We start from the raw sequence: 25,401 nt of genomic DNA on the forward strand, positions 1-25,401 counted from the left end.
TTCTTGTTGGTGAATAGGGTATAGATATGGTTATCAATGCTCTAAAAATCAACAGTTATTAAGGGATTAGTATGGAATCTACAACGATCAGTGGTCAATTCACCGTAAAGTTAAACCCAATTGGCGGCTATGCCACAGGGCAAGATGGCGTAAATTTGGGACGCATGTCGATTGATAAACAGTTTTCAGGTCCATTAGAGGCAACAAGCCAAGGCGAAATGCTCAGTGCCATGACTGCAACTCAGGGCAGTGCAGGTTATGTAGCGATTGAACAGGTCGTCGGTAGCTTAGAGGGTAAGCAAGGCAGTTTTGTACTACAACATTTTGGCACTATGGATAAAGGGGCTGACCGATTGATTTTAGAAGTGGTGCCTAACTCTGGCGCAGGAGAGCTTGAAGGTCTCTGTGGTAAAATGGCAATTCGAATTGAATCGGGTATTCATCATTATGACTTTGAATACCAACTGATGGTATAACATGCAAAAAGTAGTTGAGTTTAAAAAGAAGCGCTTTTTCGGCGGTATCGATATTGATGCATTAAATCAACGGGTGTTCGAATTAGGTCAAGCTGGCTGGCAAGTGAAAACAATCACCACTGCCACTGGGGTTTATGGTCAGATAACATCCGTTTTATTACTAATTGAGAATAACGAATAATGACACTAACTGAGTGGTTGAGTTTAGTTTTAATTTGCGTGATGGGGGCAATGTCGCCGGGGCCGAGTTTAGCTGTGGTTTTAAAACACAGCTTACATGGCGGTATGAAGAACGGCATGTTAGCGGCGTTGAGCCACGGTATTGGGGTTGGCTTTTATGCATGTGCCTCGTTACTAGGTTTAGGTGCGCTGATGACTCAGTTACCAACGCTTTATCAAGTGCTGGTCTATGGTGGTGCAGCCTATCTCGCATATTTGGGGATTCGTATTCTGTTAGCTAAATCCAGCTCGCAAACACTGAATGTTGAGCAGACTAAGCCTAGCCCTCGCAGCGCGCTGCAAGATGGCTTTGCTATTGCCTTTTTAAACCCAAAACTTGCGGTATTCTTTTTAGCACTGTTTTCGCAATTTATTGACCCTGAGAACCTGACTTTGCAAGTTGGTTTAATCATGTGTCTAACGGTATTTGTGCTTGATACAGGCTGGTATCTACTTGTTGCACTGTTAACCGAAATATCAAAAAAGCGTTTTGGTTTCACCAAGACAAATCCATGGCTCGAAAAATTGCTAGGGGTGATTTTTATTGCCTTAGCTGTTCGTGTTGTTATTACCCTATAAATCCCTCTATATTGCGATTACATCACTAATAAAAAAGGGTTGTGATCGCTGCTCTCCCCAGCAACCTCCTATTGCATACGTATTCATCACACAATATTTACCTTTTGGTTACACTTTATTGGTTGTTTTTTGACAACTACAATAACCACAAATACAACACCTCCAACGACAACAGGGTGGAAATCCAATGGGGAAATTCAAGCTAAGTGCGCTTATGCTGGCTTTAGTGGCAGCAAATAGTGCAATAGCGGCGACGGAAGAAGAACGCACATCAGCAAAGGAAATCGATCCTGAGCTAGAAGTAATCGAAGTGCGCGGCTTTAGTCGCAGCTTAATTCAATCATTAAATCAAAAACGCTTTAGCGACACTGTCTCTGAGCAACTATCAGCTGATGACTTAGGGGCATTACCTGATGTGTCTATGGCTGATGCATTAACACGTCTACCGGGGATCTCGGCGGTACGTACCGGTGGCCAAGCTGCCGAAATCAACATACGCGGTTTATCTGGTGGATTTGTTTTTTCGACATTAAATGGTCGAGAGCAAGTATCTACTAGTGGTAGTCGCAGTATTGAGTTTGACCAATACCCGTCTGAGTTAATCAGTTCCGCGGCGGTCTACAAGTCGCCTAAGGCCTCACTTATTGAAGGGGGCGTAGCAGGTACGGTAGAGCTACAAACAGCCAGCCCATTGGATAATGACCAGCAACACAAATTTACTGCGAATGTGCGTGGTATGTATAACGACCGTGCTTCAGAGGTATTTGATGCCACGGAGTATGGCGACCGTATTAGCTTTTCTTACCAAGGCAAGTTTCTTGACGATACGCTAGGTGTCGCAGTGGGTTACGCGCGCTTATTCCAACCAAGTGTGGCGACTCAGTTTATCGGTTTAGCATATAACGGTAATAAAGATGTTGATGGGCTAGCAAATGATACCGATGGCCCTGCAGATAACCCTGCTAATGAATACATCAGTGAAGGGTTTGAGCTTCAGCACTTAGGTGGTGAAGAAACCCGTAATGGTTATTTAACCTCAATTGAATGGGTGCCAACCGATAACTTTAAACTAAAAGGTGATGCGTTTTTATCACGTTTTGATAGCGAATCATTTGCCCGTGGTTTTCGGGTTAAGTTTGGTGGTCCGTCTGCGGTGTATGCTAACCCTGTGCTTGACGGTAATGCGGTGATTGGTGGTGCAATTAACCGCACATCAAATAGCTTTACCCGTGTTGAAATCGTTAATGATGATAACCAAGACTTTGATGAAGTAGACAGCTATGGCATTAATGCCGATTGGCAAGTTACTGAGCGTTTAAACGTCAATGCTGACGTGTCGCTATCACGTGCGAAAAGTAATTTCCGCAATGGTTTACTATGGGCATTGGTAGCAGAAGATGCCACCGTTGAGAACCCTGTGTTCGATACCAATGTATCGCTAAACTATCAATTGAACGGCTTAAACTTGCCTGATGTAGGTTTTAACCAAGCCGACGCATTTAGCGATATTGACCGAGTTATGGTCAGTAAATACGGTATTTACCCGTATGAAAATGAAGATGAAGTAAAAGCATTTCGACTCGATTTTAAGTATGAGTTAGAGAATAACTGGTTTAGCTCAATTGAATTTGGCGCTCGTTATTCAGACCGTGAGTACAGCAATAATCGCTCTGTATTTGAATACGGTAACGATGGTGCATTCTCCTCGACTCAACCACCGCTTCGTCTTACTGATGACATGACTACAGTAGTCGATTGGCAAGGTGAGTTTAGTTATTTCCCATCATATTTAGCGATCGATTTAGATAAAGCACTCAACGCATGGTTTCCTGATGGAACTCCGCAGCCAGTACAGACCTGGGGTAACGCCGATGGTGTTGTGGATTTAGATGGTGATGGTGAGCCAAATGCGCAAGGCTATACCACTAACTACTCATGGACCATGTTACAAAGTGGCTCAGTGTATGAAGAAGTAGTGTCAGCCTATCTTATGCTTAACATTGATACTGAAATTGGCACTCTACCCGTTACAGGTAATATTGGTATTCGCCGAGTAGATACCGATCAGTCAGCGACGGTACTCGAAAACGTCGGTGGCGATCCGCAGCTAGGAGCGCAATATATTGTTGATGACAATGGCATTGTTAACGACCTTTATGCGCCAAGCGTGTTAGGCATTAAATACACAGACTACCTGCCTTCATTAAATCTGAACTTTAAAGTGAGTGACGCGACACAAATTCGTTTTGCTGCGGCAAAAGTGATGGCGCGCGCTCCGATTAACCGTTTAGCGGGTGATGCCAGTGCATCGGTTAACAATGACGGCGAAATTAACGGTTCAAGTACTAATAACCCATTCTTAAAACCTTTCTATGCTGATCAATACGATATCTCGTACGAGCAATACTTTGAAGACACCGATGGTGCACTGGTTGTTGCTGCGTTTTATAAGAATATCGACTCATTCATAGATACGGTAGCTATCGAGAACTTTGACTTTAAGGGTAATGGTTTTAACGTACCAGAATACATTGTTGACCCTGTCAGCGGTGAGCAAATCGAAACCACAAATGGGGTGTACACAACTGCGGTTAACAATGCCAAAGGCGGTTATATTCGTGGTATTGAGCTTGCCTATACGCAAGTTTTCTCTTTCTTACCCTCGCCGTTTGAAGGTTTAGGTATTAACGCCAGTTACTCGTATACCGAGAGTGAGGTGCAATCTATTACCGATTTAGGTGGTGATTCTGTGTCGCAAGACTTGCCTGGCCTTTCAAACAATGTCTTTAACGGCACACTTTTTTACAGCTATGAAAACTTTGAAACACGTTTGAATGTGCGTTATCGCGATGATTTCGTTTCAGAGCAAGTTGCTGTCAATGAGCAAGTGGTGAATTTTGATGCAGAAACGGTTGTCGATTTCCAAACGTCGTATCAGTTCACAGATTCATTCGGCATGTTATTACAAGTGAATAACTTAACCGATGAACCAACACAAAGCTACTTTGGAACAACCAGTAAAACAGGCACCACGCAATTTTTTGGTCGTCAGTTTTATCTAGGTTTTACCTATAACCATTGATCAGTAAGTTGGAGATAATAATATGAAAATAATAGCTAATTTTAGCCGCTTACTGATTGCATGTAGCATGGTATTGCTAACTGCATGTGGTGGTGGCGCTAGTAACGATATAGATTCTGGGCAAGTTTTATTGACCTGTAGTGTCCCGCAAGTTCCCAATGAAGCGGGGACTGAGTGTGTTGATCCACCACCGATTAGTTGTCCGGCACCAACGGTACCCGATGAGAATAATGAAAGCTGCGTGGTAGGCGCTGATCCCACTTTGCCTGATCCTGTGGTTTTCCCTGCAGATGACGAAGCCATCTTATTCTATAACCGCACCAGTGATGATGCCTACGAAGGTTATCGATTACACTCATGGAATAACGATGACTGTGATGCGTACGCAGCGCCGTTTGATGCCACTGATTGGGCCAATGGGCATGAATACGATGGTATTGATCCTAACTATGGCGCGTACTGGGTTGTAAAATTAAAAGAAGGTTACAACGAGTGTGCTAACTTCATCGTGCATATTGGTACCGAAGGGTCTGGCAAAGCGTTTGGTGATGTTGATTTAAAAATGCCATTGATGCAGGACGATGAAAAGTTCCAACGAATGAACTTTACTATTCATGGTGAACCATCAGTATTTGAATATCCAATAGTTAGCTTAGGTGAGCGCCCGGTGAGTATTTCTGGTGCTTCAGCGCATTGGATTGATTTGTCTACTGTGATTTACCAGCCAAGTAATGAGCTGACAAGCATTATTAAATTACACTCATCAAACAGTGCTGATTTAGCTGTCGATGAAGATACCGGTGAGTTAAATGGTCAAGTGGTTGAGCTTACATCGACATCTTTAAGCGATGAACAAATCGCTAAAGTGCCGCACCTTGCTGGATGGAATGCATACCAAGGTAACTGGGATGCAGCCGCTGCAAAAGAGCTTATTAAACAACAACTGGTTGTGGCAGGCTATGATGCTGATGGCAAGCTAACAGAAGCCACTTATGTGCAAGCCGCTAAAGCCCTCGATGACTTATACACTAGTGGCGAAAGTGATGCTAATGAAGCACAACTAGGTGTGCATTACGCCAATAATGGCATTGATGTGTCGGTATGGGCGCCGACTGCAAGCAATATGAAATTAGCGCTGTATGATGCTGATAAAACAGAGCTTGAACAACTTGCTATGACCTTTGATAGCACAACGGGTATTTGGTCTAGCAATGTCGATATAAGTCACGATCGCCATTACTACCGCTTTATATTTGATGTTTATCATCCTGCGACTAAGCAAATTGAAAGCTTATGGAGCACAGATCCTTATTCATTAAACGTTTCAACCAATGGTCTATATAGCCAACTGATCAACCTTGATGATGAAGATACTAAACCAACTGGCTGGGATGAGCGTATGGTGCCAACGGTTGATTACCCTGAGCAAGCGGTCATTTACGAAGGTCATGTGCGTGATTTTAGTGTACGGGATGAAACCGTCAGTGAAGCAAACCGTGGTAAGTATCTTGCGTTTACTGAGCTTGATAGCGCACCAATGCAACACCTCAAAAAGCTGGCAGATAATGGCTTAACCCATTTCCATTTACTACCACTGACAGATATTGGCACCATTGATGAAGATGCCAGTCAGCGTGTTGATATTACTGCAACCTTAGGTGATTTATGTAGCCGCATTGACGATGATGCTGATGCATGTAAAACCGAAGATAAGAGTGCTTTGATTGTTGATTTAATGGCGTCATATCTACCAGGCTCTGATGATGCTCAAGCACTTGCCAATGCAATGCGTGGTGTTGATAGCTTTAACTGGGGTTATGATCCGCATCATTTTATTGCACCTGAAGGTTCTTACGCTTCATCACCTGAAGGTATTGCACGAGTCAAAGAGACGCGTGCGATGATCCAGTCTTTACAAGAAATTGGTTTACGTGTCGTGCTAGATGTTGTTTATAACCACACGACCTCTTCAGGTGTTTGGGATAAATCAGTGTTCGATAAACTCGTTCCGGGTTATTACCACAGATACAACGAAACCTCTGGTGATATCGAACGTTCAACATGCTGTGAGAATACTGCAACAGAACATGTCATGATGGATAAGTTCGTTACTGATTCTATGGTGATATTAGCCCGCGACTTTGGTTACGATAGCTTCCGCTTTGATGTCATGGGGCATATGCCAAAAGCCTCAATTATGGCAGCGCTTAATGCAGTGCAAGCAGTTGATCCTGATACCTACTTCTACGGTGAAGGATGGAACTTTGATGAAGTCGCAGATAACCGTTTATTTGTGCAAGCTAAACAAATGGATATGGCTGGCACAGAAGTAGGTACCTTTAATGACCGTATTCGTGAAGCAATTCGTGGTGGTGCATTCTTTAGCAATAATGTCACAGATGGCAATTTATCTGAGCAAGATACGTTGCGTTTATCACTGGCAGGTAACTTACAAAACTACATTCTTAAAGACTTCAAAGGTAATTCAGCAAAAGGCAGCAGCTTTAGTTGGGGTGGTCAGCCAGCAGCTTATGCCCTTGACCCAGCTGATAGCATTAACTATGTCTCTAAGCATGATAACGAAACACTATGGGATCAGCTGCAATATAAGCATGGTACTAACTTAAGTATTGAAGAGCGTGTGCGTGTTCACAATATGGCTTTAGCTATGCCGCTGATGAGCCAAGGTATTCCATTTATGCAAATGGGTGCTGATATGCTGCGTTCTAAATCAATGGATCGTAACAGCTATGATTCTGGTGATTGGTTCAACTTTGTTGATTTCAGTATGGATACCAATAACTGGAATGTAGGCCTACCTCCTGCGCAAGATAACCAAGCGAAGTGGGGCGAAATTGCACCTATTTCAGCAAATCCTAACGCACAAGCGATGGCAAGCGATATTGAGTACGCAAGTAATGTATTTACTGAATTCTTAGCAATTCGTAGTGCCAGCCCACTATTTAGTTTAACCACAGAGCAAGACATTTTAGACCGCGTTGGCTTCCACAATATTGGTAAGCGTCAACAGCAAGGCTTAGTCGTGATGAGTATCGATGATGGTATTGGTTTGACTGACCTAGATAGCCAATACGATGCCATTGTCGTGGTGATGAACGGTACGGAGCAAAGCTTATCGCATACAGTATCAACGGCTGCGGGTTTTGAGCTTCACCCTGTTTTAAAAGCGAGTGTTGACTCAAGTATGTCAGCAGCAAGTTTTATGGCTGGTGAAGGCGAAGGTACCTTTAATGTTCCGCCTTATACTGTAGCTGTGTTTGTGAAACCACAAGGTGATGCACAAGGTGAAGGCTTAAGTGCCGATGCGACTGTGGGTGCGCCAGATATTGTGCCATTTGGTAGCACAACAGTTTATGTTCGTGGCTCGTTAAATGACTGGGGTACGGCAAATAGCTTTGAATATGTGGGTAATGGCGAGTACAAAATTGCGATTCCTCTAACAGCAGGTAGCTATGAATTTAAAGTGGCTTCTGAAGATTGGTCTACTGTTGATTTTGGTGCGCTTTCTGCCGATGTTGCTGAGGTGATAGAAGGTGAAGATGAGCCATTGACACGCAGTGGTGCCAATATGACCTTTACGGCGGCAATGGATGCTGTTTATGTGTTCTCATTCGATGCCACAGACACCGATAACCCAGTGCTTAACGTCTACAACGAAGAGCCATTTGTTGGCACGTCAATTTATGTGCGCGGTGACTTCAATAGTTGGGATACCAGTGATGAATTAATGTACCAAGGCAAAGGTGTTTATACTTTCACTAAACAATTAACTACAGGTAGTTATAGCTTTAAGTTTGCTTCAAGTGATTGGAATACCGTCGATTATGGCTCAGGTGAAAGTAGCGCAGCAGTAACTGTAGGTACAGAAAAATTACTCGCAGTAAAAGGTTCAAACATGACCATTGATATTGCCAGCGATGGTCAATATCAGTTTGTGTTTGATGCTAGTAACCTTGAAGAGCCACTCATGACCGTATTTAATGCAGAAATGTTTGGTGACACTCAAGTCTATTTGCGAGGCAGCATGAATAATTGGGATCCAGTGGATCCGTTAATTTATACTGGCGATGCTTTATATAGTACGACACTGGCACTTGAAGTGGGAGAATATGGATTCAAAGTCGCTTCAAGTGACTGGAACACCATAAATTATGGCGGTAGTGGTGATTCACCCATCGCTATTATTGGTGAAGCGACCTTATTAGAAGCCGTTGGGGGTGATATCACCTTGAGTATTGCAGCTGCTGGCGATTATCGTTTTACAGTGCAAGGACCTGATCTGAGTAAACTAACAGTGACGGTTGAAGCAGTGGAATAGCTTTCCCTGCAGTACCCTTAAGCCGGGCTTTTGCTCGGCTTTTTTTGTATTTAATGAAAAGTTTGTATATTGTCATAACTCTCTATCAAGGAGCCTATGATGACAGAAACCAGTTTAACGAGTGCTAGCTTTGATCCAAAAGTAAAACAATATTGGTTATTACTGGGTATTTTTACCTGTGTGATTAGTATGGTAGGTATCCCTTTCATTCCCATTGTTGCGTTAATAATCTGGCTGGTGGCAGGGCGTATTTTAGCGGCGATGTCAGCCACGTTGCTAACGCGTAAGTTAGTGGTAAAACGCGGTGTATTCTTTAAAGAAGAAAAATCGATCCCACTTGAAAAAATAACCGATGTGGCACTTAGCCAAGGTCCTTTGATGCGTCAATTTGGTCTTTATCGACTGAGTTTTGAAACGGCAGGTCAATCAGGGCAAGGTGCATTGGTATCATTACTCGGAGTGGTTGATGCTGAGAAGTTTCGCGAGGCAATCTTGAAACAAAAAGATGAAATGACTCAAAGCAGCAGTGCTAAAGCTGAGCATCAACCTGAAGATACTCAGTTAGAACTGCTGCGCTCACTTACTTATAGCGTAAAAAACATTGAGCAAATGTTAGTTACGCTATTAGATGAAAAGCGTTAAAAAACCTGACAGATTTGTTCTGCATTACAGGTGATTACAGTGACATTTTCGTAGCCAACACGAGTCAGTGCTTCGGCACTTAGTGTGGCGCGGGCACTACTTGCACAGTGTAAGTAAATGGGTCTTGCAGGATCTTTTTCAATTTCCATTAATTTCATTTCAAGTACACCACGCGGGATATTAATTGCACCTGTTGCTGCTTTAGTTGCGTGCTCAGCAGGTTCTCGTACGTCTATTAATAAACCGTGGTTTTCGCTTAATTCTTGTTTTGCTTGGTCAGCGCTAATGCGGCGCTGGTTTGGGGCAATAATTTTCATTAAGTCAGGAATTGGGGTCAGCATACTAATCCTCCATGCCAAGTTTGCGTAAAATGGTGATCATTGGGCACCACTTAGTGAATGCCGATTGAATTAAGTTTAGAGCAATAAATACCGTAAACCAAATCCACAGCGGACTGTGAAACTGTTGTAGCAACAATGAAATACAGATCATTACACCAGCAATTAGGCGAAGCGCGTCATTTAGTTTCATAATAAGACCTCGATAACAGAGTGATGTATTTAATATATTAGATAACACTACATTAGTAAATTCTAATATTAGACTTTTCTAATATATCAATCTATACTTTAGCGGTATTTTAAGAATATAGAGTAGTGTGATTATGAACATCGATTTTGCGGCTATGGCCGACAATGTGGAACAAGCAGAGCAAATGCTAAAGATATTGGCGAATAAAAATCGCTTGATGATCTTATGTTCGCTGCAAGATGGTGAAATGAGCGTGAGCGAATTAAACGAAGCTGTGCCGTTGGCGCAGTCTGCATTATCGCAACACTTAGCGGCGCTGAGAAAAGCTCAGATAGTTGCGACTCGACGCGAAAGCCAAACTATTTATTACCGCGTGGTGGATGAAAATGTGGTATCAATCTTAGCGACCCTACATGGCTTATTTTGCAAAGGTAATTAAGCAATGAATGCTATCGATAATGCAGTAAAAAACAGCTTGAGCGGCCGCCTCCCTGTCATTATTTTTATTATGTCGGTGCTGCTTGGTTTAATGGCATTAAAGCAAACACCCCGTGAAGAAGAGCCGCAAATTGTGGTTCCGATGCTTGATATATATGTGGCAGCGCCAAACGTTGAAGCGCCAGAAGTAGCAAGGCTGGTAACTGAACCATTGGAAAAGTTATTGGCGCAGTTAACGGGCGTCGAGCATATTTACTCGACTACACAAAGTAATGCTACTGTTGTTACTCTTCGCTTTGAAGTTGGTCACGATCGTGAGCAAGCCATCCTCGACACTTACGCTAAACTCTATAGCTATCAACACACGATGGCGTCAGTGATCAGCTCATGGCAAATACGTCCGGTTGAAGTGAACGATGTACCCATTGTGATGCTGGGCTTATTTAGTAAAGATCCAAAACTTTACGATGATTATCAACTTACCCGCTTTGCTAACGAAATCGCTAACAGTTTACAGCGCATCGAAAATACCAGCGAAGTGAAAGTGATTGCTGGTCGAACTCGTCAATTAACGATTAACCTTGATGCAAGTGCTCTTGCTGCACACCAAACAACATTAACCGATGTGTATTATGCGCTTAGCGTATCTAACCAATTAGTGAATGTGGGCAGTGTTGTTGAGGGTAAGCAGCAAATTGCCTTACAAGTGGGTGATGTTTTACGCTCTCAATCTGCGATTGAACGGCTTGTTGTCAATGTGGTAAACGGTAAGAGTGTTTATCTAAGCGATGTGGCCCAAGTGAGTGATGGTCCAAGCGAAGCACAAAGCTATCAATGGTTGGCTCATTCAGATAACCAGCAACAACTTCCTTTAGTGACCATTAGTGTCGCTAAACAAGCAGGCACCAATGCGGTAGCTGTGGCTAACGAAGTGCACAGCATGATGGACAGTTTATCGGCTAATCTACTACCAGATGAAGTGGGCTACACCGTACTGCGTGACTATGGCCAAACAGCGAACGAAAAAGTAAATAACCTTACCTCGAGCTTAGTGTTTGCGGTATTTACCGTGGTTATTTTTGTTGGCGTATTTTTAGGTTGGCGACCAGCGATTGTTGTGGGGCTAGCGGTACCTATTTGCTACGGCATCACCCTGACACTTGATTTTGCCTTTGGCTATACGATTAACCGAGTTACGCTGTTTGCATTAATACTTTCTTTAGGTCTATTGGTTGATGATCCCATTACTGGGATAGACAACATAAGTCGCTTTTTAACAAAAAAAGGCGATAAAAAACAACGCATAGTTGATGCCATGAGCGAAATTCGTGTGGCGCTGTTTATGTCTACATTGACCATTATGGTGGCATTTATCCCACTTGCATTTATCACCGGCATGATGGGGCCGTATATGGCACCGATGGCATTTAATGTACCGGTCAGTGTGATGGTTTCAACCATAGTGGCATTTTTTGTCACGCCATGGTTAGCCATGAAATTACTTAAAGCGCCAGTCGATGACAGCATGCAACTAGAAGCTAACCCCCATAGCTTATACGAGCGCATGTTATCGCCATTACTTGAGTCTAAAGGCCGCGCCAAACTCGTTTTATGGACCACATTAGCTTTGTTTGTCGCCAGTGCCATGTTACCCGTAATGCGTGCAGTGCCTCTAAAGCTATTACCGTTTGATAATAAAAACGAGTTGCAAGTTTTAATTGATATGCCAGAAGGCACGAGCCTTGAGCAAACCGCCGCTTTCACTAGACAAGTACAAACCATCACTTGGCAATTAAATGAAGTAAGTGAGGCGGCAGCCTATGTTGGTCAGCCATCAAGCATGGACTTTAATGGTATGGTGCGTGGTTATTATCGACGTGAAGCTGCTAATTTAGCTGAACTCAGAGTATTACTGCTCGATAAAACTAAGCGTGATCATCAATCTCATGGCGTGGTCATGCGCTTGCGTGCCGCATTAGCGCCACTGGCAACCGATGGCATTGTAATTAAAGTGGTTGAAGTGCCACCGGGTCCGCCGGTTTTAAGTACCTTAGTGGCCGAAGTTTACAGTGAGCCATTTGTTGATACAGAGACTCACTATCAAGCAGCCCTTGCTGTTGCTGCAAGATTAAAGCAAGAGCCGCATGTGGTTGAAGTTGATACCAGTATTGCTGCCAATGCGCCATTACAACGTTTTGTTACTGATAAAAGTAAAGCGTCATTGTCGGCGGTGTCTACGCAAGATATTGCCCAGACCTTAGCCATTGCCTCGCATGGGCAAAATGTTGGGGTGTTATATGTTAGCGGCGAAACAGATCCTGTCGATATAAAACTGCAACTACCATATCAAGACCGTAACCAATTTGCTCAATTGCTGGCATTACAAGTGCGTGGCGATAGGGAACTTGCAAAAACCAGTGACGAATTTGGGCTGCAAAGTGCACCGCGGCCGCTGGTGGCGCTATCTGAGTTAGGTGAATTTCAGCATCAAGAGGTTGCCAAGCCAATTATGCGTAAAGATCAGCGTAATGTTGTATATGTTATGGCTGAGCTAAATGGTCGTACACCCGCTGAAATTATTGCTGACGTTAACGCCGACTTAGGCATCAGCACTGACGAATTTAGCCAAACAGATTGGCAAAGTAGGCACTTTTTCAATAATGGTGGTGGCCAAGCTTGGCAATTACCTGCTGGCACTGACGTGACCTTTAGTGGTGAAGGTGAATGGCGAATTACCATTGATGTATTCAGAGATATGGGGATTGCCTTTGCGTTTGCGCTCACTGCAATTTTCATCATCTTACGCATTCAAACAAACTCTGCGAGTTTGTCACTGATCATCATGTCGGCTATTCCATTAACCGTAATAGGGATCATGCCGGGCTTTTGGCTTTTGAATCAATTTGGAGAGCGCACTATTGCTGGTGCTCCAGAGCCGGTGCTATTCACCGCAACAGCCATGATAGGCATGATTGCACTTGCTGGTATTGTGGTTCGTAACTCACTTATTTTAGTTGAGTTTATTAATCAAGCTCGCGGCCAAGGTATGGCAATTAAACAGGCTTTGATTGCCGCAGGTACGGTGCGTATGCGCCCTGTGTTACTGACTGCGGGAACCACCTTATTAGGTAACTTGGTGATCACCCTAGACCCGGTATTTAGCGGTCTAGCGATCGCAATTATTTTTGGTATTGTGGCATCAACATTGTTCTCATTATTTGTTGTGCCGCTGGTTTATTATTTAGTGTTTGCAAAGGATGCAGCCAAAGAGGAACAAGCTCATGCAGGGTAAATCGAAACTTATTGGTTCAATCATCGCGTTATCTGTGATCATTGTGGCGGTACTTTACATGGCGGGCAGTTTCTCTGATAAGCAAGCTGCAGGCATGAAAAACCCATCAGCAAATGATTACACTGGTCAGTTAGTGACAGTAACACTGGCAGATATTGCTCGTGATGAAGTTGTACCGGGCACCGTGATTGCAAAACAAAATACGCAAATCTCTTCTCGTGTAATGGCACAAGTTGAGCGTTTAAATGTACGCGCTGGCGATACTGTAAAACAAGGTGACGTGCTAATTACCTTGCAGCAAGATGACTTTAAAGCAGGACTTGCTCAAAGCGAAGCACAAATAAATGCAATTAATGCCTCGTTGACTCAAGCGGAGAAACAACTACAGCGTATTAACGATTTATACAAGCAAGGCTTGGTATCTGTTAGCGAATACGACGATGCAAAAGCAAGGTTCGATAATTTAACGGCGAACCTAGCGATTGCTAAGCAGCAGCAAACACAAGCGCAAGTTGCATTGAGTTTTACGCAAATTAAAGCGCCGATTTCAGGTGTTGTGGTTGAGCGTTTTGCAGAGCCTGGCGATACCGCAACTCCTGGCACGCCATTACTCGCACTGTATAACCCACAACAATTGCAATTAGCATTTAATGTCAGAGAACAACAAGCAATTAAGTTGAATGTTGGTCAAACTCTAACGGTTAAACTACCTGCTTTATCTACGTCAATGCCTGCCACAGTGACAGAAATTGTGCCTGTTGCTGATAGTGCTGCGCGTAGTATGGAAATCCGTTTAGAAACAGATGCGCAAACTGGGTTAATGCCTGGGCTTTATGCGCAATTACAATTACCGCTCGCCACTGAAAAAGGGGTGTTGATTGAGTCAAGCTGGGTGCACCAATATGGCCAATTGAGTATGGTCTATTTACTTGAAAATAATCAGATAGTGCGCCGCTATGTGCGCCTTGGCGAAATGCTCGATGGCAAGCAGCACATCGTTTCAGGTTTAAACCCAGGTGATGTGCTGGCTGTTGATTTTAAAACTAAATAAAGGTCGCTATTTCGTCCAGCGACTTTTTCACTAAGGCATGCTCAGGGATGGTTGCATCTGTGCCTGGGTAGCCTGCAATTAGCAGCATGTAAGGGCGCTCATTATCTTTATCACGGCCACAAATTTCGGTTAAAAAGCTCATTGGTTTTGGTGTATGCGTGAGGGTGGCAAGGCCAGCTCTGTGTAGTGCTTGAATTAAAAAGCCGGTTGCTAGGCCAACAGATTCATGAACATAGTAATTGGTATTTTTGTCATCGGCAGAAATACCGCCTTTCTTTTGACTAAACACGGCAATTAGCCAAGGTGCATGCTCAAGGTAGGGCTTACTGGCATCGGTGCCAAGTGGTTTTAAGGCATCTAACCATTCTTCACCCGCGCGACCTTCATAAAATGAGCGCTCTAGTTTTTCAGCGGCTTCTCGAATTTGTTTTTTCACATCGCTGCTGTGTATTGCTACAAAGTGCCAAGGTTGATGATTGGCACCGCTCGGTGCAGTGCCAGCCGCTCTAATACAGGTTTCGATTATTTCTTTTGGCACTGGGCGGTCGCTAAAGCTACGAATACTGTGGCGACGCTGACTCACGGCTAAAAACTCTTCGGCGCGTTTTAGCATCTCGTCATGAGGGTACTCAATAAAGTCATTGAGTGGCTGATTTTTGTGTTCTTGCATGGCTTTTCGCTTCTTGTGTGTTGATGATTTTAATTATGAATATGTTGGTTTCGGCGGTACTCTTTTAATTCATTGCTCAACCAATCTTTTGCATTGAGTAACGACCCATTGCTGAGTCTTACTTTATAGGGCTTACCGCTCCATGAGCTTTTACTCGCCAGATTCTCGATAAACTTTTCGGCAGTTTTTGCATAGCGGGTTGCTTTTCGATACTTCATAGCAAGGTGTTCGGAAGCATCTTGGCTTGAGTGCTCTGTACCGTTGCGAATAAATACGGCATCGCTTTTAGCAACAAAATCAATGAGGTGTTTTATCTCTTGTTCTGGGGTTGCTGCATCACTGAGTTGGCTGATGCTCAATAACATTAATGCGATTAACCAATATCCTCTCATACATAATCTCATAGCGTTTGATGCTCTATCGTCAAGGTTGCAATTATTGGGTTATGATCTGAGCTTGCAAGCTCAGGTACAACGGTAGTTTCTATTTTGACACCACGCACCCATACTTGGTCAAGTGCTAATCCAAATGCTTTGGTGCGCTTATCATCTAAATAAATAGCTTCGTGCAAACCTAGCTGGGTCAATGTTTGCTGTAATAAGGCTTGGCGTTCATCACTCCAGGTATTGAGATCACCGGCAAATACAATAGGGCCTTTATGCGTTCGCATAATAGCGGCTGCATCGTCGAGCTGTTGCTTAAAGTCACTAACGCCAATCGTAAAGTTAATGGCATGTAGGTTAATACTCAGTAATAACTGTTGATCTGGCAGCGCATACTCCACAATATTGGTGGCTTTTGGGCTACGTAGCCAAGGCTCTTTATGGGTGAGTGTACAATGTACAGTAGCTGGCCAGCGGCTGAGTGTCATAACTCCTGATTGCACGCTGCCGCTCTTATACCCTTTAGCAAAGCGCCAGTAAGGTTTTAGCTTTGTAAGCGAAGGTTCTTCGATAGCTTCTTGTAATAACACAATATCAGCATCGGCATTTAGGTTTTGTAAATCTGTGAGTAAGCCATCTATTTGTGCTTTGTAGATATTCCAACTCAATAACTTGAACTGATAGGGCAAAATATAATGTTCAGCGTAAGTTTGCATGCGGCTTTGCGCTAATTGCTGTTGGCAATTAGCAAGGTTCACAGCGGTTTTGGTTATACCTTGTTGCTCATCAGAGCTAGGATCGCTTGAAAAGCTATACCAAGGCAGCACACTTAAACACACAAGTAATAAAAATATACGCAGATATGCCGTCATAATGACCTTTAGTTACTTTCCTTGAGAGTTAGTCGTCGATAGCCTCAGTTTAGTTCAAAGGCTAAATGTTAGAAACTGTAGTATTTCCTACAATTTTTATACGCTTTCTTACCCAAAATGTGTACTCATATTCTTATACTTACTGAGCTTAACAACTCAGACAAAGGAACTACTTATGAAACAAATGGCCTGTATGCTGCTTGCCTTATCGGTGACAGCGTGTTCATCAGTCACCATAGTGCCAGAAAAAACAACCAATAAATTAGCCACTAAAGCTGATTACCAAGATAGCCGCCCATTCTTTTTGTGGGGCCTTGTTGGTGAAGAGCGCGTTGATGTAAAGGCTATTTGCCAAGATAAAAAAGTTGCCCAAATGCAATCGCAACAAACATTCGCTGATGGCGCATTAGGACTTGTTACACTCGGAATTTATGCTCCTCACACAGTAAAAGTATGGTGTGAGCAACAAGCACAGGAGCAACAACTATGAAAAGTCGTCTAGTAACAACTGTGTTAGTAGCAACCTTAAGTGGTTGCACAAATATCTACTTTGATAATGGCAGTGCTGCACAAGCCAATAAAGCGCCTGCAACAGAGCAATGGCATCATAACTTTGCCGCAGCGCTTTACGAAGGTTCAAAGCCTGTCGACTTATCTGAGGAGTGTCCTGATTCCGAATGGCAAACTGTTCACACTTATAAGTCGTTCACCAATGGTTTAGCTGAAGCTGCAGTAAACCAAGTTGGGCCTATTTGGTACCCGAAAACAGTTGAAATAAGCTGCGCTCAAGTACCTTATAAGCCAGACTAGTTATTCATAACGCAGCGCATCAATTGGGTTTAAGCGTGCCGCTTTAATAGCGGGCGCTAAGCCAAACACAATACCAATCAATGAAGTAAAGCCAAATGACAGCATAATCGCCCAACCCGGTATGTAGGCATCTGGCATGCTCGGCACTGATAACGAAATCAGTGCCGCAGCACCATAACCAATCGCTAAACCAATTAAACCACCAAACAGTGATAGCACCACCGCTTCAACTAAAAATTGCAGCATAATAAAGCCAGGTGTTGCACCTAATGCTTTCAAGGTGCCGATCACACGCGTACGTTCTGTTACCGAAACCAGCATGATATTCATCACTCCAATACCACCAACTACCAGGCTGATACCCACTATCCCCGCGGTAATTGCGGTAGCACTTCCGGTAAATTTATCGATATTAGCACGGGCTTTTTCGGCGGTTTCAAATTCAAAGTCGTCATCTTCACCGTCTTTCAGTTTATGTAATTGACGTAAGATACGGCGAATTTTACCCAATACTTGCGCTTCGTTAGCATCATCTTTCAAACGAAACATCATTTGTACATTGGTATCAACACTGCCGCCTTCTAGCGCACTCATGGTACTTATTGGAATATTAATGTAATCGTCTTGGTCAAAACCTAATAAACTACCTTGTTTTTCAGCAACACCAATAATGCGAAACCACTCACCACCGAGTTTGATATACTCACCTACAGGGTTTTCAGGCAGGTTAAGCTTTTCGATAATTGAAGGGCCAATAAATGCCACTCGACGGCGTTTTTCATCATCTTCTGCGCGAATAAACCGCCCGAGTTCTGGGTAGGTGCGATAAGCTTTTTGGTAGTCTTGCTCGGTGCCCATTACCCGTGAAGCATGACTTTTATTGCCATACTCTGCTGCACCAGAAAAGCGCCAAGTAAACATTAGCGCAGTAAAGGTTTCGGCTTCTTTCACTCGGGCTTTTAGAGTTAAAAAGTCGCTGTAGGTTAACTTTGCTTGTTGACCTACCATTTCTTTTTCTACGCTAGTGTAAGGTTTTATATTGGTGACATCGGGAGACATATCAGCAAGCTGATCATTAATTTGCTTGGTAAACCCTTGCATCACTGCCACCACGGTCACAACCGCTGCAACACCAATAATAATGCCTAAGCAGGTAAGGGCACTGCGCATCGCATTGGCTTTAATTGCCATCAGTGCGGCTTTTGTACCTTCCATTACAGCGATAGCAGATTTAAACATGTTGTCTTGTTCCTTCGCCTTTACGAGTATCACTAACAACCTTGCCATCAACTAAGCGAATAACACGTTGGCAGTGATCAGCAATATCTTGTTCATGAGTAACCAAAATGATGGTGTGTCCTTCGTTATGAAGCTCATCAAACAGCGCCATGATTTCAGTGGTGGTTTTACTATCTAAGTTACCGGTAGGCTCATCACCAAGTAGAATGTGGGGCTTAGTAACCAGTGCGCGAGCTATAGCGACACGTTGACGTTGGCCACCAGAAAGCTGGCTCGAAAGGTGATTTACCTTATCGCCAAGACCAACCCGTTGTAATGATTCGAGCGCTTGTTGCTTTCGCTCTTTGGCAGAAATAAATCGATACACTAAGGGCTGCATAACATTTTCAAGGGCGGATGCTCGTGGTAATAAGTTAAAGCTTTGAAAAATAAAGCCAACACTTTCATTACGCTGATGAGCAAGCTCCGTTTCGGTCATGCGCTTTACTAGCTTATCTTTTAAATAGTAGTCACCACTGGTGGGAGTATCTAAGCAGCCAAGCAAGTTCATCAGGGTTGATTTACCTGAGCCTGAAGGGCCAATGATGGCAACATACTCATTTTGTGCAATTTCAATATTAATATCATCAAGGGCTTTGAAAACTTGTTCGCCCATTTTGTATTGTTTATTGATATTACTGAGTTTGATCACCGCAGACATTAGTTAGCACCTTTTTCAGGGCTGTTTTTAACGGCTACCGTATCACCCTCTTTTAGTGAGCTAAGTGGTCTAGCTGGGCCGATAACAATACGATCTCCTTTTGCAACACCGCTGGTTAGTGCTTGTTCGATATCTGAAGAAATACCTACCGTAACAGCTGTTTTAGTTACTGTATTATCTGCATTAAGCTTCCAGACAAAGTAGCTATCATCCTCTTTTTGAATAGCTTCAATAGGCAGTTTTAAGCCATTTTCGGCAATGCTTGTGGCGATTTCTGCGCGACAGCTCATTCCGGCATAAAGCTGGCGGTCAGTGGCATCAAGCAGTACTTTGACTTTAAATGATAAGCCCTGAGAACCGGCTTGATTTTTTGCTGATGTGCCAATGTTTATTACTTTGCCAGTGAAAGGTTGATTTGGGTAAGCGGCGGCATAGATATCTGCATGTTGGTCTAATTTGATACCGGCAATATCGGTCTCATCCACTCGAAGCTCGGCTAATATTGCGCTTGGATCAGCTACTAGCATCAAGTCTGAGCCAATAATGTTAGTTGTTCCCGCAATAACAGTTTCACCTTCTTTAATATTTACCGAAGCAAGTAGGCCACTCATTGGAGCGCGAAACACGCTTTTATTTAAACGGTCTTCAGCAATCAATAACGATGCTTGGGCTTGGTTGTAAGCTTCACGTCTTGCTTCAATATCTATTTTTGCTAAATCGCGGGCATTTTGTAGGTTTTCATACACTTCTTGGCCTGCAAGGCCAACTTCATAAAGCTCTTTCTGGCGGCTTAGTTGACGCTCGATATTTTTCAATCGGGTTTCGCTATGCTTAATATCGATTTCGGTCGCGCGAAGCACGGCCTTGTTGCGTGCAACTTCAGATTCAAACGCGGTCGTATCTAGGCGCATTAAAATATCGCCCTCAGTGACACTTTCACCTTCCTCTACAAACACTTTCGCTACACGGCCTGTCACTTCTGAGCGCAGTTGCACTTGGGTATTAAACACTAGGTTGCCAGAGGCTAAAATTGAATCGGCAATATTGCCTTGTTCAACTTCTGCAATATGCATTTCTGGTGCATCTTTATTGACTGTGACTTGTTTTGAAATAAGTAAAGCGACAAATGCCGTAACAGCGAGGCCAATAATAATGGCTTTTTTCATGTTACTTCCTTGGTATTTAAGAGCGGCATATTGCCGCTCAAAGCAGAATTAAACGAGAGCGATTACAGTCCAAATACCGTAAATAACAATACTTGGTAGAGCTGCAAACAGTAGCGCTTTATTGAAAGTGAAATTAGTCCAGCTCTTTAAACCGATAGCTGCGATGAAAATACCCCAAATAGAAAAGATATTGAGACTTTCAAGTAAGGTGTAGAATGGGTGGCCAATTTCTAAACCAATTAAAAGTTGGTTAATCGAAGCATAGTTAAATAACGTCTGTGAGATTTGGTCGGTACTCGCAGTTAATACTAAGATGAGTAAACCAAGACTTGAGATAATCATTGGCATCATGGTCCACACACCAAAGCCATACCACGCACCATAACCGTAGTTAGCTTCTGGATCTTGCTTAGATACAAATAGGTAGTAGCCTGCCATTAGAGCATTAATAACAGCCAAACCAATGATGCCACCAAACATAGCAAACCATACTTGCATATCTATGGTTTGCTCCATGCTTTGGCGAATCATTTTTTGTTCTGCAATGGTGGCATCAACACTGGCAGCAGCCACTTGTTGATCGATTAAAAACTGCGGGTCAGCTTTATTGTAAAAAGCAAACATGCTGGCAGCGAGGATGCCGGCAAGTAAAATAAAGGCAACAAAAGACCAACCTTTTGCTTCCTTTAAACCATTAAAGGCTTTGCTCGGGCTGATAAAAATATCAACCAATGCGGTCATGACATTTGATGATTTCATTTTTTATTCCTTGTTTTATAACATTTGTTTTTAGGTACTAAAATATCCTGTTTAGTAACAAATTAGCAATTTGTTTTGTAACTGTATGTTAACAGCTGTGATTAGTAAATCTGTGATATGGTTAAAGGATTAATTTGAGTCGAATTTATTAGGAATAGTAGGTCGTTATGGTGAATAGCAATGGTCGTTGTATTGATGAGTTGGTATTAGGATTCTGGCGCTTGTTAGATTGGCAGATAACGCCACAGCAATGCTTAAGTTTTTTAGAAAATGCAATTGAGATGGGTGTGTCACATACCGATCATGCTGACATCTATGGTGAATACGGTTGTGAAGCCGAATTTGGTAAAGCACTTAAACTAAAACCAAGTATTCGTGATGAAATCAAAATAATCACTAAATGTGGTATTAAGCCTGCGTTTGCCAGCCTAGGATTACAAGGCAAAGCAAACCATTATGATTCAAGTGCCGCGCATATAATTGCCTCAGCACAGCAGTCACTTAAAAACTTTAACACTGATCGTTTAGATGTATTACTTATCCATCGCCCTGATTACTTAATGAACGCCGATGAAATGGCACAAGCATTTAATACCCTAAAAGCAAATGGTGACGTGATTGATTTTGGTGTATCTAATTTTACCCCATCGCAATTTAGCTTATTGCAGTCGCGTTTAGACTTTGAGCTTGTGACTAATCAAATTGAGTTTTCACCTTACGAAATGAAAGCCCTTGATGATGGTAGCTTAGACCAATGTCAATTGCTCGATATCAAACCTATGCTTTGGTCACCATTAGCTGGGGGTCGTATATTCTCAAGTGATGATGAAAAAGCGGTGCGTTTACGTACAGTGTTGGAGCAGGTTGGTGCTGAAATTGGCGCCACAGCCATTGATCAAGTTGTTTATGCTTGGCTGTTAATGCACCCAAGTGCACCGTCTGTGGTACTTGGTACGGGTAATATTGAGCGTGTTAAATCAGCTGTTGAAGCTAAGCAGCTTACTATGAACCGTGAACAATGGTATCGCATTTGGCAAGGCTCAACCGGGCATAGTGTGCCTTAATATATAGCCCAAAACGAGAAAAGGGCCTTAACGGCCCTTCGTGTTGCAGCAAGTAACACATTCTTTATAAAGTGAAGTCAACCGCGTAAGCGACATACACTTTTACATCTGAACCATCAATGTCGTTGTCTGAAAGACCGAAAGTAAAGCCGTCTTTCGACACTGAAACACCGTAGTCGATGATGTCATCATCACCAATGAAATCCCCTGAGTAATGACCTAAGTGAAGGGCCATTTCTGCACCGGTACTGCCAACTGGGAAACTGTAGTCAGCATTTAAATATAGAGAGTCACCAAAATCTGTACCGTCACCGCTTGCTGCTGATGTTGCTAGGACTGCTGCACCAAAGGTGAAGCTACCCATGCTAATGCTACCGTAGATTTCTGAGAAGTCTGCATCAGTGTAAGATGCTGCATCTGGGTATGCATAATAAATGTAGCCAACATCGTAGCTAAAGGTTTCATTGATTTCACCGCCAAAACCAGCATAAAGGTCTAGCTCGTAAGTCATGTCGTCAGCCCAGCTAGCATTCGATACCCAAGTACCCGCATAAAAGCCAGATTCACTTGCGTAGTCGATACCACCTTGGATTGCAGCATCACCACCGCCTTGCTCTTGACCACGCCATAAGTAGTTTGAAGTTGCCGCAGCGTTTGCTGTAACTTCTGCATAGCTATATGTTGAGCTCAAAGTTAATAGCGCAAGGGCGCTTGCTGCGACCGTTTTTTTTAGTTTTAGCATGTTTCTGTATCCTGTTGTTATGTTGATTTTGTCCCATTTTCAGATTGCAGTCTGGTTATTATTTGAGGACATTTTCTATGTGTTGTCTGGATACGATATTGCACTGGTTGTGCCAAGTTAATTCCGAGCGGGATATTTTATGCTTAAAGGCTTTAAAAACAGGCTTTTAAACTTGTTTAATTGTGAAAAGGATGGTTATTTGAATTGTTCATGCGCACATGTGTGGTGCAAAAAATAACCCGGTTGCACAATTGCGAAGCAACCGGGTTTTGCTTATTTGAGAGTAACTTAGCCGAAAATTGCACGCATTAGAGTAATGGTTTCTTCAACACTGCGGCCTTTTTCAACTTCACTGATGATTGAATCGCGCTTAGCTTTGATATGTTCAGGGATATCATCACTTGCTAATGCTCGGTCCACCAGTATCTCTGCTGATTCTTTGCCACGGCGTACGGTCTTTTTACCTGCTGAGCTTGTGGTACTCTTAGGTTTGTTTAACAACTTAATATAGTTAGAGTTATCAGCGGTACTTTTATCTGCATAATAAAAGAAGCTAGGCAATAGGGCTTTGATTTCAACCAGAGATTGTTCAAGCTCATTTGCTGCACTGGCCATTTTGAACCAAGGCATGCTATGTATTGCTTCGACAACATCTTGCCAGTAGCGCTCAAAATCACGGTTATTAAGCTTAGTAATGCCTAATGCCGCACAAAGGGCATCAAGTTTACTATTTACGATTGGTGTAAACACGTCAGGTCGGCGCATCGCAAGCAAGCGAGTAGCAGGAGCAAGCGTTGGCTTTTCATCGCTGCCATTAAATGCCATGAAGTAAGCAACCATAAAATGCTGATAATGTTCTTGCGTTACTTCACCCTCAAGTGGAATGTGTACAAGCGCCTCATCGAATGCACCTGGTAAATCACTCAACATTTGGTGGAAACCTTTTGCGTTCTTAGTAGAAGCAAACCATTCAACGTCGAAGTTATAGCTGCTTGGATCAAGCGAGGCACTGTGTTTACCTGAAAACGCTAAACGGTCTTCTGGGATCATCTCTTTTAGGGATTGCGATTTAATTGCGGCAATGTAATTAGCTAAGCGTAGTTGCTCATCAAGGGCTACAAGCTCTTTATGCTGCTCGATGAAGCCTGCAATAACAGGCCATGGCGCAACCCTTAATGTTTTTAACTGCAAAAAACTGATTGCAGAAATTAATAAGTCATGAAGTTTTTTAAGAGTGGGTAATTGCTTATCTTCTAACAGATCGTAGTTAATGCGATCACGGCTTGCACTTAATAGCTCATAGCACCAACCTAAAAAGTCTTCAGGGTGGTTTTCTACTTTAACTGCCATAAGGTTTAAGCTGATATCAGAGGCTTGCTTGAGGATATTTTGATAAATTTGACTTTCTTGCTCGCCAAGCGCCATTTTTGACGGTGAAATAAGCAGTTTCTTCATGCTTAATCGATACTCCAGTTTTGACCAAATTGGGTTGTTTAATTTTAGTACACAGGGTGCAAAAACAACAGGGTCGTGCATCATACCGAAGTAATGGAATGATGCAATCTTACTGATAATTTATAAGTAAGATTGCGGCTGATGTGGTTTATTAATCATTGTCATCGAGTGTAAATAATTGCTCAACACTGAGTTCAAAGTGAGTAGCAATTTTTAACGCGATAATCACCGAGGGTATAAAGCGGCCGGTTTCAACTGTGCTGATGGTTTTACGTGATACTGCAATGGCATCAGCAAGTTCTTGCTGCGATAACCCCTTATCTTTACGAAATTTAGCGATATTATTTTGCACTTTTATACCTAGTCTCTACTTTGCCAAAGAATTGATACGCCATATATCAAACACATCAAAGCAAGGTAAAATGTGGCCATCATGCTATGAGATACATTTAAAGCAAGTTCATCAGACAATAAAAAAATAGCCCCCATGCTAAAAAGCAATCCAAGCACTACATGTTTATAAGCGATGGTATCAATCGTATTTAAAAATTCATCCTTATACGTAAGGCGATAACCAAGTTTCCATGTAAATCCCCCTCTAATTACAAACATAAAGAAAGATCCTAAAAATGCGGTACCGCCAATAAACAGTAACGGTGCTGATGTTTGCTTGAGCATTGGGTAAACACTAATAATTAATAACGTGACTCCCATGAATATTGAAAACCATGCGTTATGACTCATAAACTTTTCTTCTGTTTTGATATCTTGCTTAGACATAATCGTTTCCTTTTATTTTAAACTCAAATGTAACCTACAGGTATCAATGTAACCTACAGGTATCAATGTAACCCTAAGGTATCATGCGGTCAAGATTTTTTTGTAACCTATA

General features: G+C 42.7%; 25 protein-coding genes. 12 read left to right on the forward strand and 13 right to left on the reverse strand.

What is annotated here, in order from left to right; translation table 11 throughout:
- The first annotated feature begins 71 nt into the window (after positions 1–71).
- From AN213_RS10830 to AN213_RS10855, 6 genes are all read left to right on the forward strand, one after another.
- The gene (locus AN213_RS10830; protein ID WP_055198618.1) at positions 72–476 is read left to right on the forward strand and encodes a DUF3224 domain-containing protein; all 405 of its coding nucleotides are present in this window, start codon (positions 72–74) and stop codon (positions 474–476) included.
- 1 nt (position 477) lies between these two features.
- Positions 478–657, forward strand: a complete 180-nt coding sequence (locus AN213_RS10835) for a DUF4177 domain-containing protein (RefSeq protein WP_054554414.1) — start codon at positions 478–480, stop codon at positions 655–657.
- Positions 657–1,274 carry a LysE family translocator gene (locus tag AN213_RS10840; protein ID WP_054562837.1) on the forward strand — a complete coding sequence of 206 codons (618 nt, stop codon included), beginning with the start codon at positions 657–659 and terminating at the stop codon, positions 1,272–1,274. The genes AN213_RS10835 and AN213_RS10840 overlap by 1 nt, the downstream gene beginning before the upstream one ends.
- Positions 1,275–1,461: 187 nt before the next feature.
- Entirely contained in the window at positions 1,462–4,356 is a 2,895-nt protein-coding gene (locus AN213_RS10845) for a TonB-dependent receptor (RefSeq protein WP_054562836.1), read from the forward strand.
- 22 nt (positions 4,357–4,378) lie between these two features.
- The gene (locus AN213_RS10850; protein ID WP_055198619.1) at positions 4,379–8,695 is read left to right on the forward strand and encodes an alpha-1,6-glucosidase domain-containing protein; all 4,317 of its coding nucleotides are present in this window, start codon (positions 4,379–4,381) and stop codon (positions 8,693–8,695) included.
- Positions 8,696–8,794: 99 nt separating this feature from the next.
- Positions 8,795–9,337 (forward strand): PH domain-containing protein, encoded by a 543-nt coding sequence (locus tag AN213_RS10855; RefSeq protein ID WP_055198620.1) that lies wholly within the window; start codon positions 8,795–8,797, stop codon positions 9,335–9,337.
- On the opposite strand, the gene AN213_RS10860 is transcribed toward AN213_RS10855, so the two are convergent.
- A complete protein-coding gene (locus AN213_RS10860) occupies positions 9,334–9,678 on the reverse strand; it encodes a rhodanese-like domain-containing protein (protein ID WP_054562833.1) in 345 nt (114 codons plus the stop codon). The genes AN213_RS10855 and AN213_RS10860 overlap by 4 nt on opposite strands.
- A gap of 1 nt (position 9,679) precedes the next feature.
- Positions 9,680–9,868, reverse strand: coding sequence for a DUF2892 domain-containing protein (locus AN213_RS10865; protein ID WP_054562832.1), 189 nt, complete (start codon positions 9,866–9,868; stop codon positions 9,680–9,682).
- Positions 9,869–10,001: 133 nt separating this feature from the next.
- On the opposite strand from AN213_RS10865, the gene AN213_RS10870 reads away from it, so the two are divergent.
- Genes AN213_RS10870 through AN213_RS10880 form a run of 3 tightly spaced genes read left to right on the forward strand, consistent with a single transcriptional unit; the run spans position 10,002 to position 14,649 of the window.
- Positions 10,002–10,307, forward strand: coding sequence for a metalloregulator ArsR/SmtB family transcription factor (locus AN213_RS10870; RefSeq protein ID WP_054562831.1), 306 nt, complete (start codon positions 10,002–10,004; stop codon positions 10,305–10,307).
- 3 nt (positions 10,308–10,310) lie between these two features.
- Positions 10,311–13,598 (forward strand): efflux RND transporter permease subunit, encoded by a 3,288-nt coding sequence (locus AN213_RS10875; protein ID WP_055198621.1) that lies wholly within the window; start codon positions 10,311–10,313, stop codon positions 13,596–13,598.
- Entirely contained in the window at positions 13,588–14,649 is a 1,062-nt protein-coding gene (locus tag AN213_RS10880; RefSeq protein ID WP_055198622.1) for an efflux RND transporter periplasmic adaptor subunit, read from the forward strand. Before AN213_RS10875 ends, AN213_RS10880 begins: the two co-directional genes overlap by 11 nt.
- On the opposite strand, the gene AN213_RS10885 is transcribed toward AN213_RS10880, so the two are convergent.
- From AN213_RS10885 to AN213_RS10895, 3 genes are read right to left on the reverse strand one after another with little or no spacing between them, the layout of a single operon-like run.
- Positions 14,642–15,319, reverse strand: a complete 678-nt coding sequence (locus tag AN213_RS10885) for a nitroreductase family protein (RefSeq protein ID WP_055198623.1) — start codon at positions 15,317–15,319, stop codon at positions 14,642–14,644. The genes AN213_RS10880 and AN213_RS10885 overlap by 8 nt on opposite strands.
- A 29-nt stretch (positions 15,320–15,348) precedes the next feature.
- Entirely contained in the window at positions 15,349–15,711 is a 363-nt protein-coding gene (locus tag AN213_RS10890; protein ID WP_236702914.1) for a DUF5329 domain-containing protein, read from the reverse strand.
- Positions 15,712–15,719: 8 nt separating this feature from the next.
- On the reverse strand, positions 15,720–16,574 hold the full coding sequence (locus AN213_RS10895; protein ID WP_055198625.1) for an endonuclease/exonuclease/phosphatase family protein: 855 nt from the start codon (positions 16,572–16,574) through the stop codon (positions 15,720–15,722).
- Positions 16,575–16,749: 175 nt separating this feature from the next.
- Between AN213_RS10895 and AN213_RS10900 the strand changes: the two genes are divergently transcribed.
- Together AN213_RS10900 and AN213_RS10905 are read left to right on the forward strand one after the other, a co-directional pair.
- Entirely contained in the window at positions 16,750–17,064 is a 315-nt protein-coding gene (locus AN213_RS10900; RefSeq protein WP_054554401.1) for a Bor family protein, read from the forward strand.
- The gene (locus AN213_RS10905; protein ID WP_055198626.1) at positions 17,061–17,384 is read left to right on the forward strand and encodes a Bor/Iss family lipoprotein; all 324 of its coding nucleotides are present in this window, start codon (positions 17,061–17,063) and stop codon (positions 17,382–17,384) included. The genes AN213_RS10900 and AN213_RS10905 overlap by 4 nt, the downstream gene beginning before the upstream one ends.
- On the opposite strand, the gene AN213_RS10910 is transcribed toward AN213_RS10905, so the two are convergent.
- The 4 genes from AN213_RS10910 to AN213_RS10925 are packed head-to-tail and all read right to left on the reverse strand — an operon-like array spanning position 17,385 to position 21,248.
- Positions 17,385–18,623, reverse strand: a complete 1,239-nt coding sequence (locus AN213_RS10910) for an ABC transporter permease (protein WP_054562824.1) — start codon at positions 18,621–18,623, stop codon at positions 17,385–17,387.
- Complete coding sequence (locus tag AN213_RS10915) at positions 18,616–19,323, reverse strand: ABC transporter ATP-binding protein (RefSeq protein ID WP_054562823.1); 708 nt, start codon at positions 19,321–19,323, stop codon at positions 18,616–18,618. Before AN213_RS10915 ends, AN213_RS10910 begins: the two co-directional genes overlap by 8 nt.
- Complete coding sequence (locus tag AN213_RS10920) at positions 19,323–20,489, reverse strand: efflux RND transporter periplasmic adaptor subunit (RefSeq protein ID WP_055198627.1); 1,167 nt, start codon at positions 20,487–20,489, stop codon at positions 19,323–19,325. Before AN213_RS10920 ends, AN213_RS10915 begins: the two co-directional genes overlap by 1 nt.
- A 48-nt stretch (positions 20,490–20,537) precedes the next feature.
- On the reverse strand, positions 20,538–21,248 hold the full coding sequence (locus AN213_RS10925) for a YIP1 family protein (RefSeq protein WP_054554396.1): 711 nt from the start codon (positions 21,246–21,248) through the stop codon (positions 20,538–20,540).
- A gap of 170 nt (positions 21,249–21,418) precedes the next feature.
- Between AN213_RS10925 and AN213_RS10930 the strand changes: the two genes are divergently transcribed.
- Positions 21,419–22,312, forward strand: a complete 894-nt coding sequence (locus AN213_RS10930; protein ID WP_055198635.1) for an aldo/keto reductase — start codon at positions 21,419–21,421, stop codon at positions 22,310–22,312.
- 64 nt (positions 22,313–22,376) lie between these two features.
- Here AN213_RS10930 and AN213_RS10935 read toward each other — a convergent pair whose 3' ends face one another.
- The 4 genes from AN213_RS10935 to AN213_RS10950 all read right to left on the reverse strand — a co-directional run bounded on the left by AN213_RS10935 (position 22,377) and on the right by AN213_RS10950 (position 25,289).
- Positions 22,377–23,054, reverse strand: coding sequence for a TorF family putative porin (locus AN213_RS10935; RefSeq protein WP_054554395.1), 678 nt, complete (start codon positions 23,052–23,054; stop codon positions 22,377–22,379).
- Between the two features lie 288 nt (positions 23,055–23,342).
- Entirely contained in the window at positions 23,343–24,509 is a 1,167-nt protein-coding gene (locus AN213_RS10940) for a hypothetical protein (protein ID WP_054563031.1), read from the reverse strand.
- 151 nt (positions 24,510–24,660) lie between these two features.
- Positions 24,661–24,861, reverse strand: coding sequence for a helix-turn-helix transcriptional regulator (locus tag AN213_RS10945; RefSeq protein WP_054562820.1), 201 nt, complete (start codon positions 24,859–24,861; stop codon positions 24,661–24,663).
- Positions 24,862–24,869: 8 nt separating this feature from the next.
- Positions 24,870–25,289 carry a hypothetical protein gene (locus AN213_RS10950; RefSeq protein ID WP_055198628.1) on the reverse strand — a complete coding sequence of 140 codons (420 nt, stop codon included), beginning with the start codon at positions 25,287–25,289 and terminating at the stop codon, positions 24,870–24,872.
- Positions 25,290–25,401: the final 112 nt, after the last annotated feature.

This window comes from Pseudoalteromonas sp. P1-8 (genome assembly GCF_001399985.1).
GTDB lineage: Bacteria > Pseudomonadota > Gammaproteobacteria > Enterobacterales > Alteromonadaceae > Pseudoalteromonas.

Excerpts from the sequence above, each read along its gene's own strand:
- AN213_RS10830 (WP_055198618.1), top strand. The coding sequence starts at position 72 with ATGGAATCTACAACGATCAGTGGTCAATTCACCGTAAAGTTAAACCCA.
- AN213_RS10835 (WP_054554414.1), top strand. The coding sequence starts at position 478 with ATGCAAAAAGTAGTTGAGTTTAAAAAGAAGCGCTTTTTCGGCGGTATC.
- AN213_RS10840 (WP_054562837.1), top strand. The coding sequence starts at position 657 with ATGACACTAACTGAGTGGTTGAGTTTAGTTTTAATTTGCGTGATGGGG.
- AN213_RS10845 (WP_054562836.1), top strand. The coding sequence starts at position 1,462 with ATGGGGAAATTCAAGCTAAGTGCGCTTATGCTGGCTTTAGTGGCAGCA.
- AN213_RS10850 (WP_055198619.1), top strand. The coding sequence starts at position 4,379 with ATGAAAATAATAGCTAATTTTAGCCGCTTACTGATTGCATGTAGCATG.
- AN213_RS10855 (WP_055198620.1), top strand. The coding sequence starts at position 8,795 with ATGACAGAAACCAGTTTAACGAGTGCTAGCTTTGATCCAAAAGTAAAA.
- AN213_RS10860 (WP_054562833.1), bottom strand. The coding sequence starts at position 9,678 with ATGCTGACCCCAATTCCTGACTTAATGAAAATTATTGCCCCAAACCAG.
- AN213_RS10865 (WP_054562832.1), bottom strand. The coding sequence starts at position 9,868 with ATGAAACTAAATGACGCGCTTCGCCTAATTGCTGGTGTAATGATCTGT.
- AN213_RS10870 (WP_054562831.1), top strand. The coding sequence starts at position 10,002 with ATGAACATCGATTTTGCGGCTATGGCCGACAATGTGGAACAAGCAGAG.
- AN213_RS10875 (WP_055198621.1), top strand. The coding sequence starts at position 10,311 with ATGAATGCTATCGATAATGCAGTAAAAAACAGCTTGAGCGGCCGCCTC.
- AN213_RS10880 (WP_055198622.1), top strand. The coding sequence starts at position 13,588 with ATGCAGGGTAAATCGAAACTTATTGGTTCAATCATCGCGTTATCTGTG.
- AN213_RS10885 (WP_055198623.1), bottom strand. The coding sequence starts at position 15,319 with ATGCAAGAACACAAAAATCAGCCACTCAATGACTTTATTGAGTACCCT.
- AN213_RS10890 (WP_236702914.1), bottom strand. The coding sequence starts at position 15,711 with ATGAGAGGATATTGGTTAATCGCATTAATGTTATTGAGCATCAGCCAA.
- AN213_RS10895 (WP_055198625.1), bottom strand. The coding sequence starts at position 16,574 with ATGACGGCATATCTGCGTATATTTTTATTACTTGTGTGTTTAAGTGTG.
- AN213_RS10900 (WP_054554401.1), top strand. The coding sequence starts at position 16,750 with ATGAAACAAATGGCCTGTATGCTGCTTGCCTTATCGGTGACAGCGTGT.
- AN213_RS10905 (WP_055198626.1), top strand. The coding sequence starts at position 17,061 with ATGAAAAGTCGTCTAGTAACAACTGTGTTAGTAGCAACCTTAAGTGGT.
- AN213_RS10910 (WP_054562824.1), bottom strand. The coding sequence starts at position 18,623 with ATGTTTAAATCTGCTATCGCTGTAATGGAAGGTACAAAAGCCGCACTG.
- AN213_RS10915 (WP_054562823.1), bottom strand. The coding sequence starts at position 19,323 with ATGTCTGCGGTGATCAAACTCAGTAATATCAATAAACAATACAAAATG.
- AN213_RS10920 (WP_055198627.1), bottom strand. The coding sequence starts at position 20,489 with ATGAAAAAAGCCATTATTATTGGCCTCGCTGTTACGGCATTTGTCGCT.
- AN213_RS10925 (WP_054554396.1), bottom strand. The coding sequence starts at position 21,248 with ATGAAATCATCAAATGTCATGACCGCATTGGTTGATATTTTTATCAGC.
- AN213_RS10935 (WP_054554395.1), bottom strand. The coding sequence starts at position 23,054 with ATGCTAAAACTAAAAAAAACGGTCGCAGCAAGCGCCCTTGCGCTATTA.
- AN213_RS10940 (WP_054563031.1), bottom strand. The coding sequence starts at position 24,509 with ATGAAGAAACTGCTTATTTCACCGTCAAAAATGGCGCTTGGCGAGCAA.
- AN213_RS10950 (WP_055198628.1), bottom strand. The coding sequence starts at position 25,289 with ATGTCTAAGCAAGATATCAAAACAGAAGAAAAGTTTATGAGTCATAAC.